The organism is Vibrio comitans, from assembly GCA_024346835.1.
Taxonomy (GTDB): domain Bacteria; phylum Pseudomonadota; class Gammaproteobacteria; order Enterobacterales; family Vibrionaceae; genus Vibrio; species Vibrio comitans.
The window spans coordinates 617,111-630,230 of sequence record AP024867.1; the positions used below are offsets into that span (position 1 = coordinate 617,111).

Consider the following 13,120-nt stretch of genomic DNA (forward strand, 5'->3'; position numbering starts at 1 on the left):
TGCTATACCCCTTGCTCATCAGTTTGCGAAGATTGCTGTTCTTGTGTTGAATCCGCCACTTGACGATTTCGACATACATGCTCAGTAAAGCGATACAAATAGTTTGGTCCACCCGCTTTTGGACCTGTGCCTGATAGCCCTTGTCCACCAAAGGGTTGAACACCTACCACAGCGCCCACCTGATCACGGTTGATATAACAGTTGCCCACTCGGGCATTCTCCTCAATCCAACGATAAGTGGTTTCATTACGAGAATGAATACCCATGGTTAGACCAAAGCCCGTATTATTAATCGTATCTACGACCTCAGCTATCTGGCTCGCTTCAAATTTCACGATATGCAAGATGGGTCCAAATTGCTCTTCTTCCAACACAGAAATATCACTAATTTCGATTGCGGTTGGCGGCACATACATCCCTGAGTTGCACTGCTCATCTAATTCTACTTCGGCAACCACTTTCTGGGTTTTGCGCATTGCCTCGATATGTGCGAGCAATTTTTGTTGCGCCAGTTCATCAATCACAGGGCCGACATCGGTGCTGTGCAGATAAGGTAGGCCCACGCTTAACTCTTTCATAGCACCTTGAATCAATTTAATGATTCTTGGCGCTATGTCTTTTTGTACAAACAACACACGTAACGCCGAACAGCGCTGACCTGCAGAAGCAAACGCACTGCGCACTACATCGCGAACCACTTGTTCAGGGAGCGCCGTAGAATCGACAATCATTGCATTCTGGCCACCCGTTTCTGCAATGAACGGAACCGGTTGGCTGTCGCGCTCAGCAAGAGATAGGTTGATTCGCTTAGCCGTTGCGGTAGAACCGGTAAATGCCACACCAGCAATCGCAGGATGAGAAGTCAAAGCAGAACCAATTTCAGCGCCACGCCCAGGCAGGAATTGAATCACATCAACAGGAAAGCCAGACTCAAGCATCAACTCTACGGTTCGAGCGGCAATCAAGCTTGTTTGTTCAGCCGGTTTTGCGACGACAGTATTACCCGCAACAAGTGCTGCCGATATCTGGCCTAAGAAGATCGCCAACGGGAAGTTCCATGGGCTAATACATACAAACACGCCACGACCATGTCTCTCACACCATTGCAGATTGCCATCAAAACCTTGAATAGATTCAGGACCAAGGTGAATCGCGTTGTCCGCATAGTAGCGACAGAAGTCAACCGCTTCACGCACCTCATCGATGCTGTCATGGATGGTTTTACCTGCTTCCATATGACAAAGAGCGACCAGCTCTGCAAGATTCTCTTCTAATTTATCGGCTAGATTGTTCAAACACTCAGCGCGGCGAGCAATCGGTGTATATCTCCAATGCTCAAGCCCTGATTGAGCTGTAGTAATCGCTTCGGAAACATGATCAAGGTTTGCAAAAGCGATCTTACCTACCGTTAGGCTACGATCAAAAGGAGCAACAACACTTTCTTCCTTGATCATAGTTCCAGAGATCATAGATCCATTAATGATTGGAGCGCCTTGCCATTGCTTGGCTAGGAAACTATTGACTTGCTGCTCAAATGGCAACGCCTCGCTCTCCACATCCACATTAATGCCGATAGAATTGACTCGCTCACCGAATATCTGTGGTGGGAGCGGGATCTGATCATTATGAAGGGTTTCATTGGCTAATAAGGTATCAACGGGATGATGGGTTAGATCTTCAACCGGACAACGCGCATCTACCAGTCTATGAACAAACGAACTGTTGGCGCCATTCTCAAGTAGGCGACGTACCAAGTAAGGCAGCAAGTCTTTGTGGCTTCCCACTGGAGCGTAGATACGCACAGGTTGACCGTACTTCTCCATCACATGGTGATAGAGCGAATCACCCATGCCATGCAGGCGCTGGAATTCATAGTCTGTATGCTCTGCCATCTCTGCAATCGCAGTAACAGTATGAGCATTATGGCTCGCGAATTGTGGGAATACATTGCCCCGTACACCATCACTCAATAAGAATCGAGCGCAGGCCAGATAAGACATGTCAGTGGCTTCTTTACGCGTGTAAACAGGGTAATTGGCGTAACCTGCCTGTTGCGACCATTTGATCTCACTGTCCCAATACGCGCCTTTTACTAAACGCAGAGGAATAAGATCGCCCTGCTCTTTCGCCAGTGCATTCACCCACACCAGAACAGGTAGACAACGCTTAGAATAAGCTTGGATCACTAGGCCAAACTTACCCCACCCTTTGACAAGATCGTTGGTGTAGACCTTCTCAAACAGTTGCAAAGACAGCTCAAGGCGATCCGCTTCTTCTGCATCAATAGTGATGGCTACATCCAACTCGATAGCGCGAGTTAATAGCTTGATCAATGTGTCATGAAGCTCGTTAAGAACACGCTCTTTATTAGCGACCTCATAACGAGGGTGTAATGCAGATAGCTTGATAGAAATCGATGGCGCAGGACTTTCGTCATCATTTTGTTTGTTTCGACCTACAGATTCAATTGCCATCAAGTAATCATTGAAGTACTTCTGTGCATCCTCTGAGGTTAAAGCTGCTTCACCCAGCATATCAAAAGAGTGGGTGAACCCCTTCTTGCGTAATGGCGCTCCGTTTTTCTGAGCTTCTTTAATATCACGACCCAATACAAATTGATGTCCCATGACCTTCATTGCTTGGTGCATGGCCTTACGTATCACTGGCTCAGACATTTTATTGACGAGCTTAGACAAAGCAGAACTTGGGCTGGTTGTTTCTTGGTTGTTAACGCCAACAACCTTACCTGTCAGCATTAGTCCCCAAGTCGAAGCATTCACAAACACAGAGTCAGACTGGCTCAGGTGAGACTTCCAATCAGCTACCGTTAATTTATCTTTGATCAGGGCATCGGCGGTTTCAGAGTCAGGAATACGCATCAATGCTTCCGCAAGACACATCAACAAGATGCCTTCTTGGGTATCTAGGCTATATTCCAATAAAAGAGCGTCAATCATCTGAATTGAACGCTTATCGGCGCGGATCGCTTCAATTAGAGCCGTAGTTTGACGTTTTGTACGCTGCCTTTCCTCTTCAAGAGGTGTTGCTAGCTTTAATAACTCATTCAACCAAGCCGATTCATCCACCATATACATAGGTGAAATGAGAGACCAAAGCGTCTCTTTCGGTTGGTTAATGAAATCGGGATTTAAAACACTAGATGCTGTAAACATTGCTTTTCCTCAGCTCTATAAAACCACCATGAATTTGGCGACAATCCTACAGAGCAGTACTAGGCAAAGCAAAGAATACGGAACAATGATCAAGAGAAGTGTGATTACAGCCGCTTAACATTACATTTCGTCACATTTAACAACTTTCTCAGGGAACTAGACACCTCCTTTAACACTCTATAGACTCTCCCCCGCTGGTGTCATGAAATCAGAGATTTCAGGCTTAAAAGGGAATTTGGTGTGAATCCAAAACTGACGCGCAGCGGTATTTGAGAACGAACGTCTTAAGGGGTAACCCTGCACACTGCAATAACCTAATTGCGGGAAGTGAGACGCTAGGTTGTAGATAGGAAAATCTACAGTGCTCATTAGTCCGAATACCTGCCAGTAAGAAAAACGCAAACATAAACGTTTTTATAACTACGCGTATTAGGACTCAAAATGAAAAAATCCATTTTAGCAACAGCTATAGTTTCGCTGTATGCCCCAACACTTTTTGCCCAAGATAGTGAGTCAACTCAGGTTGATGAAACTATGGTCGTCACAGCCAACCGTTTTGAACAAACTCAAACTTCTGCATTAGCTTCTGTGAGCGTTGTTGAACGCGAACAAATAGAGCAGCTACAAGCTGATAGTGCTTATGATGTTCTAAAAACCTTACCCGGTGTTGAAATCACCTCTCAGGGTACTAAAGCAGCTACAAACAGTGTATTCATCCGTGGCTCGAACAGTAATCAAACTTTAATTTTGCTTGATGGTGTTCGTTTAAATACAGCTGCTGGTGGTACCGCAAATACTCTAGGTTTGATACCAGCCTTTGCAATTGAACGAATTGAATTAGTCCGTGGCCCAAGAGCATCAGTTTATGGTGCCGATGCAATTGGCGGGGTTATCAGTATCATAACTAAACCTGCAGACGCATCTGTTCATGAATTAACACTAAATGGTGGGTCTAACAATTATCATCAGGAAGCTTGGCGATCTGTTGGAGATATATCTGAATCTACTAAAGGCAATTTTGTAGCCAGCAATGAAGGAAGCAAAGGCTATAATATTACAGATCAAAACACCGATAATAAGTATGGATATCAGTCTCAGTTTATCAATGGTGGCATTTCTACTCAGATAAATAAAAATTGGTCAGCAGGGTTTAACGGAGTTTATCAAAACTACGAAAACCAATATGTATCTTCTCCAACATCTACACCGAACCTTCAAGAAACTGATGCGTATATTTTGTCTGGCAATGTTGGATATAGTCGTGAAGACTTTAGTTCTTCATTGCAAGTCAACTACTCCAATGAACAACAAAGCGATGGTGAGGATAGTCTAAGTGCGCCAGCCGCTTTAATTGAATCAAAAAGGACCTCTGTTCTTTGGGTAAATACCTATAAAGGTATTGATAATTTGGTATTGAATGGCGGTGTGGATTACTCATATGAAGAAGCAAGCAATTCAGGGTATTACATTGATTTTTTAGGTAATGTCCAACCAGTTTCGGATTTTGATGAAAATTCCCGTAACAATACCGGTATATTTGGTACTGTTGCAGTTGAACAATCCTCTGTACTGTTTGAAGCTAGTGTTAGGCATGATGAAAATAGTATGTATGGTGGTAACACTACGTGGGGACTAGCTGCGGGCTGGAATATAACCGAGCAACTCATGCTCAACGCGAGCTACGGCACAGCTTTTAAAGCACCTGCATTCTTTGATTTGGCGACTAATCCAGACCTAAAACCAGAAGAATCTGAATCTTATGAAGTTGGGTTGGCGGGTTACTACTCTTTTCTTACTTGGAACCTTACTGCCTATCAAAATAATATAGAAAATCTTTTTACGTGGGTAAGCAACTCCACTCCACCTAATTACGGCAGCTTAGAAAATATTAATGAAGCTGAGATAAAAGGCATAGAATTGTCTTTAGATTTCGATACTGGCCCAGTTACACACACATTAGTTGGCGATTGGAAAGATCCTCAAGACAAAACAACAGGCGAACAACTAATACGTAGAGCAAAACAAAACTACAAATGGATAATGAACTACGGATATGAAGCTCTCAATCTGTCACTTTCTACCATTTATACTGGAGAGCGACCAGATGCAAACGGTACTTTGGACTCATACGTTACAATTGACGTGGCTGCTAGTTATCATATCACTGACAATCTGCTGGCCAAGCTAAAAGTCGACAACCTTTTAGATGAAGATTATGAGACATCAGAAGGTTTTGGCTTTAACTATGTCGGACCTGAGCGCAGTTACTACGCAGGCATTGACTACCGCTTCTAATACTTGTTAGCGCAATACAAAAAATCCCGACATTCGTGTCGGGATTTTTGTATCTGGTACTTCAAGAATAGTTTTATTCAGCAAACTCATTTAGAGCCAGAAGTGCCAGTTCAGCTTTGGCGGCCGGAACAAAAATATGGTCATGGTAATAGGCAGCTACCACATTGGCGCTGATATCCTTTGCAGCCAATTTAGTTGAAACAGCTGCAGTTAGTCCCACAGCTTCAAGACTTGAATGCACAGTCAATGTTATCATTCGAAAGGAGCCATCAAATGACAATTGCTTCTGATCGGCAAGCCCTCTCTCTAGTATCAAAGTTAAGCCTTCTGGCTCTATGAAGGTGCCTACTGGGTTAAGCTCAATATAGTCTTGCAAATCGCCCTTCACAGTACAAAAGACAAACTCACCTTCCTGTAAATGTGGTTTCATTGACTTAAGAAGTTGATCTAACTCTTTGATTCCTGACATTGTCTTTCCTTACTTTTCTCGTTACCCAGTTTCTTACAGCGTAGCTTTACAGTGTAAATCAAGGCGCTAGGCGTTCAATTTCCCATTCCGATGTTTCATCTGCTGTGTAAACGAATCTATCGTGCAGGCGATTCGCACCACCCTGCCAAAACTCAATAGATTCAATCTTTACTCGATACCCGCCCCAGAAAGATGGCATTGGGATCTCGCCATCTGCAAATTTCTTCTTAAGCTCTAGGAACTTACCTTCCAAAATACCTCGCGCAGAGATACGTGAACTTTGTTTACTCGCAATAGCGGCAAGCTGGCTTTCTTTTGGACGAGACGTAAAGTACTTAAAGTTTTCTGCTGCAGTGAGTTTCTCTGCCACACCAGTAACATGAACCTGACGCTCTAGTGGGTGCCAAGGAAAATGAAGACTGATTCGATTGTTCTCTTGTAGCTGTATCGCCTTGCGGCTTCCAAGGTTTGTGTAAAACACAAAGCCACGGTCATCCAAGCTCTTAAGCAAAACAATTCTCTGATAAGGTTGGCCACGCTCATCAACCGTCGCCACTGTCATTGCAGTTGGGTCTGTAAGCTGAGCCTCGATAGCTTGTTCTAACCATAAATTAAACTGATCAACAGGGTTTGCTTTCAAATCCTTTCTGCGAAGACCACCTAAGGTATAGTCTCGACGAATATCCGTTAACTTCATTTCACATCCTCAAATCGATTTTGCTAAATTCTGCGCCCCAACGCCAAAGAACTCAAGAGGGTTTTTAATTGAAACCACCATCATACGGCGGTAAATCTCTATTCTTGCCATTTAAATAACGAACAGCTACCACAGCAATCTCGCAATCAAAAAATTCATTCATAAATTCAATAACCTACTACACCTAATAAGTTGTAAATACATGGTAAATGAAATGGTCATATACTTAACATCAACAACAAATAAGAATACTATAGAGTAAACGCTCCTTTTATCTCAGCGCGTTTACGTAAGACCCGTTATAGAATCAATTTTCCTCGTTCACTCAATGCGCAAATGGATGGCCTATGAGTCAAGAGAAGCTTAAAAATCTCGGTCGCACCGAGTTAGAGTATGTGGATGATAAAACCGCAGCTTTGCTTTTAAACACCCCTTCAAACGCTAGATTACTGCTCTGGTTCGTTCTTTTATTTTTCAGTTGCGCTATCGGTTGGGCTAGTTGGGCTGAATTAGACAAAGTCACCGTAGGTAGTGGCAAGGTTATCCCTTCTAGTCAATTGCAGGTGGTGCAAAACCTAGAGGGTGGTCTAGTTAAAGAGATTCTCGTAAGAGAAGGTCAACAGGTCACTCAAGGACAACAACTTCTGCTTATTGACGACACTCGCTTTCAATCTGACTTTCGTGAGCGTGAACAGCAGATTTACAACCTAACCGCAAAGGTTCTACAACTGTCAGCATCGGTAGCCAGTATTGAAGTTATAGAGAATGTCACTCTAAGAAATTGGCGTAATAGCGTCACTATTAGTACAGATAAGCTCGTCTATCCGGCCAATTTTGAAGAAACTCAACCTAGGTTGGCCGCTAGACAACGCGCTGAATATCGCCAAGATCTTAATGATCTTAGAAATCAGTTGAGAGTATTAGATCAACAAGTTGATCAGAAAATTCAAGATCTTAATGAAGTAAGAAGCCGGATCTCTAACCTTCAGCAGGGCTATGACTTTGCTCAGAAAGAGTATGAGCTTATGGCGCCACTAGCCGAAGAAGGCATAGTACCGCAAATCGAGTTCATTAAGCTGAAACGACAAGTCAACGACACTAAACGCGAGCTAGACTCTGCTCGAGGGCGTGTACCTGTGCTTAACGCGGCAATCAGAGAGGCGCTACTTAGCCGTGTAGATGCAGCGTTAGGCTTTCGCTCTGAACAGCAAGAGAAGCTTAACCTTAGCCAAGATGAGCTTTCAGCGATTACACAAAGTACCGTCGGTCTAGAAGATAGAGTTGACCGCACTATTGTCACATCTCCCGTAACAGGCACCATCAAGAAGCTTCACACCAATACCGTAGGTGGAGTGATACAGCCGGGGATGGATCTTGTCGAGATTGTGCCTACTGAAGATATACTGGTGGTAGAAGCTGAGATCGCCCCTCAAGATATTGCTTTCCTGCGCCCTGGCCTTCTCGCCATCGTTAAATTTAGTGCTTACGACTTTACCAAATACGGCGGGCTTGTCGGCCGCTTAGAGCACATCAGTGCGGATACCATTCAAGATGAAGAAGGAAATAGTTTTTATTTAGTTCGAGTTCATACCGATCAAACCGGTTTTGGTAGTGACGGAGAGTTGCCAATTATCCCAGGTATGACGGCGTCTGTTGACATCATCACAGGTAAACGGACCGTACTCGACTATTTGCTTAAGCCTGTTTTAAGCGCCAAAGGGCGCGCCCTGCGTGAATAATTAAAATGATTAGACCCTTAATCATTTCACTTCTTGCAGGGACTCTTACATTTAGCGTTTCCGCACTCAATAAAGAAGAACTGCTGTGGAAGACTAAGGTTGAGGCAGCCTACGGAGAGCGAGCTGGAAAGCGAGTGGTTGCATGGCGTAACGCCGTGGCAAATGCCGCAGGTAAGCCTGAACTAGAGCAGTTAAAGCTCATCAACGACTTCTTCAATCAATTCATGTTTGTTGACGATATCCATCTGTGGGGAAAAAAGGATTACTGGGCAACTCCTATGGAGTTTGTTGGTGTGGGCGCAGGAGACTGTGAAGACTTCACTATAGCCAAATACTTCAGCCTACTAGAGCTTGGTATAGATGAAAACAAGCTGAGGCTCATCTACGGCAAAGCCGTTGAATACAACCAGTTTCATATGGTGGTTGCCTACTACCCCACTCCAAACTCTGTTCCCCTTGTTCTAGATAATTTGGATTTTCGGATTCTTCCCGCTTCTCAGCGCCCCGACATTGTACCTATTTATAGTTTTAACGGTGACCACTTGTGGCTCGCTAAAGAAAGTATCCAAGGAAAAGTGGCTGGAAAGTCTTCTCGATTAAGCTTGTGGAATCAAGTTCGAGAACGACAAAAAAAGCTCGTGTTAAACCAGCCTTTGGTCAATTTGGACGAATAATATTATGACACTATATAGAAAACTGCTTATCAGTATCTCAATTACCTTCAGTTTATTGTTTGTGGGCTTGTTCTACGTTGATTATCACCAATCTCGTCAATTCATTGCACAGAAGCAATTTTCTGAGGTGAAGAATGCCATCAATACCGTAGGCCTCGCTCTCTCCCCTTACCTAGAAGACAATGACCCTGTCGCCGTGGAAACCGCAGTCAATGCTCTATTTGATGGGAGTTCTTTTTCTTCTGTTAGAGTCGTAATGCTACAAACGGGTGATGAGATATTAAGAAGCTATCCAATTAGAGGCGATAACGCGCCTAAGTGGTTGGTAGAGTTAGATGTTTTTCAAACTATTCACGAGAAACGTGTGGTGACCAGTGGATGGTTACAGCTCGCTGAAATAGAAATAATTAGTCACCCTGGTGTTGCTTATGCGGCTCTTTGGAGAAATATGGAATTCACCTTTGGTGTGGGTATCGCAGCCTTTATTTTCTCTTTATTGCTCATCAGTTACTTCGTCAAACGCTCTCTTGAACCACTAAATCAGCTTTCAGGCGCAGCAACACAAATTGCTAATAGAGATTTCAACATTTCCCTAAACAAGCCTGAAACTCAAGATCTAGTCCCTGTATTTAACGCATTTGAATCTATGGTAGTGCGCATCAAAGCGTTTGTTGAAGAACAAACCAGACAAGCCGATATTCTGCGCATTCAAGCCTTTATCGATAAGCCGTCCACACTGGGCAATCGAAATTACTTTATCAGTCAACTTGAGTCGAAAAAATCTGAAGGGCAAACGCTGGTAATCGCTATTATCCGTTACGACGAGGCGACCCAAGCAAAGGCAAGGCATGACTTTGAAGCAATAACAGAGCTCATGCAGCGCGTTGGTCCTGCGCTTAAAACGTTGACCAACGACAGTTCCATAGTGTGTGCTCGGTTGTTAGACGACGAAGTGGGTGTCATAGCGCCTTATGAAGATGAACAGCAGTTAAGTGATCTTTTAGCCAATCTATCCAACCTATCTAAGTCTGCCAATGAGACTAAGTTTGAGATTGGTGGTGTCATTACTGACGGTTTCCCGGACTCTAAATCAATTCTAAGCTCCGTAGATATCTCTTTAACCAAAGCAAAAATGGAACCAAGCAATCAATATATCCACAATCAAAACAAAGGCTTATCCCTTACAACCACACAATGGATAGAGTTAGTAGAAAGTGCAATGTCGCGCAATGCGGTGATGACCAAGTCGCAACTGGTGAAAGGGATTGCCAGTGATGCTTATCATCGAGAAATTTTTTCGGGCATTGAATATGAAGGTAGCTATACACCTGCGGTGATGTTCCTTGCGCCTATGGAGAAACAAAACAAAGCACATCTTTACGATCAGTACATTATCGAAAGCATGATCAAGGAACTGAGCAATGATAATTCACCCGTTCCTGTTGCTATAAACCTAGCCCCAACCACGGTAACGTCACCCGAATTCATTACATGGTTAGAAGCTCAACTTCAGAAGTACCCTCAATTTGCCGCTTATCTGCATTTTGAATTGCATGAAGCAGTGTTCATCTACCACAAAGAGATGACTAGACTATTGGTTTCTACCATTCGTCGCAATGGCGCTAAATTTGGCGTGGATAACTATGCTCACCACCTGCAATCTCTAGATTACTTACAAGAATTCTCACCGGATTACGTCAAGTTAGACTACTTATTTACTCTGAACCTAAATGATGAAAAGACCACAGAAACCTTATCTTCCGTCGCCAAACTCGCTCACGATATTGGCGCATTTGTCATAGCCACAAGAGTAGAAAACCAAAAACAAATTAATAAGTTAGCCATGCACAATGTTAACGGACTGCAAGGCTTCGCTATTGATACCAAGGATGACAATGAATGAAAGACTCATTACTTCACTCTCTGATTTACGTCAGCCGCTACTACGGCCTCTCAAACTCGCCAGAAGCACTACTTAACGGTTTACCTCTACCCGAGGGTAAACTTACACCGATTCTGTTTCCTAGAGCAGCAGAAAGAGCAGGACTAGTAGCCAAAGAACAATCTGCACCGTTGAAAAAAGTCTCCGATCTGGTTCTTCCTGCAATTCTCCTTACTGGAGAAAACGAAGCCTGTGTTTTGCTCAGTGTCGACCTTGAAAAAGGGCAAGCAGAAATTGTCGGGCGAGAAACCGGGTTCGTCGCCACAACCACAACACTAAAAGACCTAGAAGAAGATTACAGCGGACGTTATTTTCTAATCAAAAAACAATTTCGCTTTGATCAGCGCTCTCCGGAGATATTGAAAACGCGCAAAGGACACTGGTTTTGGGGAACCTTAAAAGAATCTCGTTCTATATATCGAGACGTTCTCATTGCCTCTATTCTGATCAATATATTTGCTATTGCCACACCACTTTTCACTCGAATTGTTTACGACAAAGTCGTGCCCAACCTTGCCTTTGAATCATTATGGGTACTGGCGAGTGGTATCGTCGTTATCTTTATTTTTGATCTTCTGCTTAAATCCCTTCGCAGCTACTTTATCGATGTCGCTGGGAAAAAGTCAGACATCATTATTTCATCTAAGCTGTTTAGTAAAGTAATGGGAATAAGAATGGAGGCGCGTCCTCCATCGGTAGGAGCGTTTGCTAGACATCTACAAGAGTTTGAATCGATTAGAGAATTTTTCACCTCTGCCACCATTGCAGCCCTCATCGATTTACCGTTCGCTTTACTTTTCCTATTAGTGATTTGGCTAATCGCCGGTAACGTTGTTTTAGTACCCATTGTCTGCGTTACCTTATTGATTCTCCATTCGCTGCTAATTCAAAGGCCACTTAGAAACAGTATCGAAGAAGGCTCGCGTCTTGCGTCTCAAAAATACGCCAACCTAATAGAAAGCCTCTCAGGTTTAGAATCTCTGAAGATGTTTGGCGCTCAAAGTCAGTTCCAGTACCGCTGGGAAGAGGCCGTCGCACATATGGCAAACTGGAACATCAAGAGTCGCCGTATCACCGATGGTGTACAAAACTCTGCAGGTTTCCTTCAGCAATCGTCAAACGTCGGCATGCTAATTATGGGTGTGTACCTTATCTCAGAGGGAGAACTGACCATGGGTGGCTTGATTGCCGCAACTATGTTGAGTGGTCGCGCGATCGGTCCTTTGGTTCAAGTGGCTTTGTTATCAACGCGCTACAACCAAGCTAAATCATCAATGACCATCATTGAACAAGTGATGAGCATGCCTGATGAACAAGAAGAGGATAAGCGCTACATTCATCGTCCTGTGCTGCAAGGCAAGATCGATCTGGATAAAGTAACGTTTAACTACCCGGATGCACCAGTATCTTCAATTCGTGACGTCAGCTTAACCATTAGACCGGGAGAAAAAGTCGCTATCATTGGACGTATAGGCTCGGGTAAAACGACGCTAGAGCGTTTGATTATGGGGCTATACAAGCCAACAGCAGGTCACATACGCATTGATGACACTGATATCCAACAATTGCATCACACAGATGTGAGAAGCAATATAGGCTGTGTGCCTCAAGACATTACTCTTTTTTACGGTTCCATACGAGACAACATCACGCTGGGTAAGCAGCTTGCTGAAGATAATGAAGTAATGATTGCAGCCAAGCGTGCAGGTGTAACTGAATTTACCATGAAAGACCCTGCAGGATTGGAAAGACAAGTCGGCGAAGGCGGACAACTGTTATCAGGTGGTCAACGTCAGGCTGTCGCCGTAGCTCGTGCACTACTTGGAAGACCCCCGATCCTATTACTTGATGAACCCACCAGTGCAATGGACAACCGAGCCGAAGCTCTATTCAAAAACGAACTGATAAATTTGTCGAAGGAAGAAACACTAATTCTTATCACTCACAAAACATCGATGCTCGAAGTGGTTGATAGATTGATTGTGATGAGTTCGGGCTCTGTTGTCGCAGATGGACCGAAAGATAAAGTACTTGCTGAATTACAAAAAGGAAATCTAAAATCAGTCAATAAGTAGATGATTTACAGTGTAAATTTAGGGCAGAAACTTGAATAAGTCGCTGCCCTTTTTTA

Annotated in this window: 8 protein-coding genes and 1 riboswitch; of the genes, 5 read left to right on the top strand and 3 right to left on the bottom strand. The window is 43.7% G+C overall.

Annotated elements, in window-relative coordinates; all coding sequences use genetic code 11:
• Window positions 1-2: 2 nt before the first annotated feature.
• Window positions 3-3,173, bottom strand: a complete 3,171-nt coding sequence (putA, locus tag OCU46_RS16650) for a bifunctional proline dehydrogenase/L-glutamate gamma-semialdehyde dehydrogenase PutA (protein ID WP_141270457.1) — start codon at window positions 3,171-3,173, stop codon at window positions 3-5.
• Window positions 3,174-3,351: 178 nt separating this feature from the next.
• Window positions 3,352-3,576: riboswitch (cobalamin riboswitch) on the top strand.
• A gap of 38 nt (window positions 3,577-3,614) precedes the next feature.
• Between putA and OCU46_RS16655 the strand changes: the two genes are divergently transcribed.
• Entirely contained in the window at window positions 3,615-5,468 is a 1,854-nt protein-coding gene (locus tag OCU46_RS16655; RefSeq protein ID WP_141270453.1) for a TonB-dependent receptor domain-containing protein, read from the top strand.
• Window positions 5,469-5,541: 73 nt separating this feature from the next.
• Here the strand turns inward: OCU46_RS16655 and OCU46_RS16660 are convergent, their stop codons facing one another.
• Together OCU46_RS16660 and pdxH are read right to left on the bottom strand one after the other, a co-directional pair.
• Window positions 5,542-5,937, bottom strand: coding sequence for an ACT domain-containing protein (locus OCU46_RS16660; RefSeq protein ID WP_141270451.1), 396 nt, complete (start codon window positions 5,935-5,937; stop codon window positions 5,542-5,544).
• Window positions 5,938-5,995: 58 nt separating this feature from the next.
• Window positions 5,996-6,634 (bottom strand): pyridoxamine 5'-phosphate oxidase, encoded by a 639-nt coding sequence (gene pdxH, locus OCU46_RS16665; protein ID WP_141270449.1) that lies wholly within the window; start codon window positions 6,632-6,634, stop codon window positions 5,996-5,998.
• A 347-nt stretch (window positions 6,635-6,981) separates the two neighbouring features.
• Here pdxH and OCU46_RS16670 point away from each other — a divergent pair, with 347 nt between their 5' ends.
• From OCU46_RS16670 to OCU46_RS16685, 4 genes are read left to right on the top strand one after another with little or no spacing between them, the layout of a single operon-like run.
• Window positions 6,982-8,373, top strand: a complete 1,392-nt coding sequence (locus OCU46_RS16670; protein ID WP_141270447.1) for an HlyD family type I secretion periplasmic adaptor subunit — start codon at window positions 6,982-6,984, stop codon at window positions 8,371-8,373.
• A gap of 5 nt (window positions 8,374-8,378) precedes the next feature.
• On the top strand, window positions 8,379-9,047 hold the full coding sequence (locus OCU46_RS16675) for a transglutaminase-like cysteine peptidase (protein WP_141270445.1): 669 nt from the start codon (window positions 8,379-8,381) through the stop codon (window positions 9,045-9,047).
• Window positions 9,048-9,051: 4 nt separating this feature from the next.
• A complete protein-coding gene (locus OCU46_RS16680; protein WP_141270443.1) occupies window positions 9,052-10,950 on the top strand; it encodes a bifunctional diguanylate cyclase/phosphodiesterase in 1,899 nt (632 codons plus the stop codon).
• On the top strand, window positions 10,947-13,064 hold the full coding sequence (locus OCU46_RS16685; protein ID WP_141270441.1) for a type I secretion system permease/ATPase: 2,118 nt from the start codon (window positions 10,947-10,949) through the stop codon (window positions 13,062-13,064). The genes OCU46_RS16680 and OCU46_RS16685 overlap by 4 nt, the downstream gene beginning before the upstream one ends.
• Window positions 13,065-13,120 lie beyond the last annotated feature (56 nt).

Excerpts from the sequence above, each read along its gene's own strand:
- putA (WP_141270457.1), bottom strand. The coding sequence starts at position 3,173 with ATGTTTACAGCATCTAGTGTTTTAAATCCCGATTTCATTAACCAACCG.
- OCU46_RS16655 (WP_141270453.1), top strand. The coding sequence starts at position 3,615 with ATGAAAAAATCCATTTTAGCAACAGCTATAGTTTCGCTGTATGCCCCA.
- OCU46_RS16660 (WP_141270451.1), bottom strand. The coding sequence starts at position 5,937 with ATGTCAGGAATCAAAGAGTTAGATCAACTTCTTAAGTCAATGAAACCA.
- pdxH (WP_141270449.1), bottom strand. The coding sequence starts at position 6,634 with ATGAAGTTAACGGATATTCGTCGAGACTATACCTTAGGTGGTCTTCGC.
- OCU46_RS16670 (WP_141270447.1), top strand. The coding sequence starts at position 6,982 with ATGAGTCAAGAGAAGCTTAAAAATCTCGGTCGCACCGAGTTAGAGTAT.
- OCU46_RS16675 (WP_141270445.1), top strand. The coding sequence starts at position 8,379 with ATGATTAGACCCTTAATCATTTCACTTCTTGCAGGGACTCTTACATTT.
- OCU46_RS16680 (WP_141270443.1), top strand. The coding sequence starts at position 9,052 with ATGACACTATATAGAAAACTGCTTATCAGTATCTCAATTACCTTCAGT.
- OCU46_RS16685 (WP_141270441.1), top strand. The coding sequence starts at position 10,947 with ATGAAAGACTCATTACTTCACTCTCTGATTTACGTCAGCCGCTACTAC.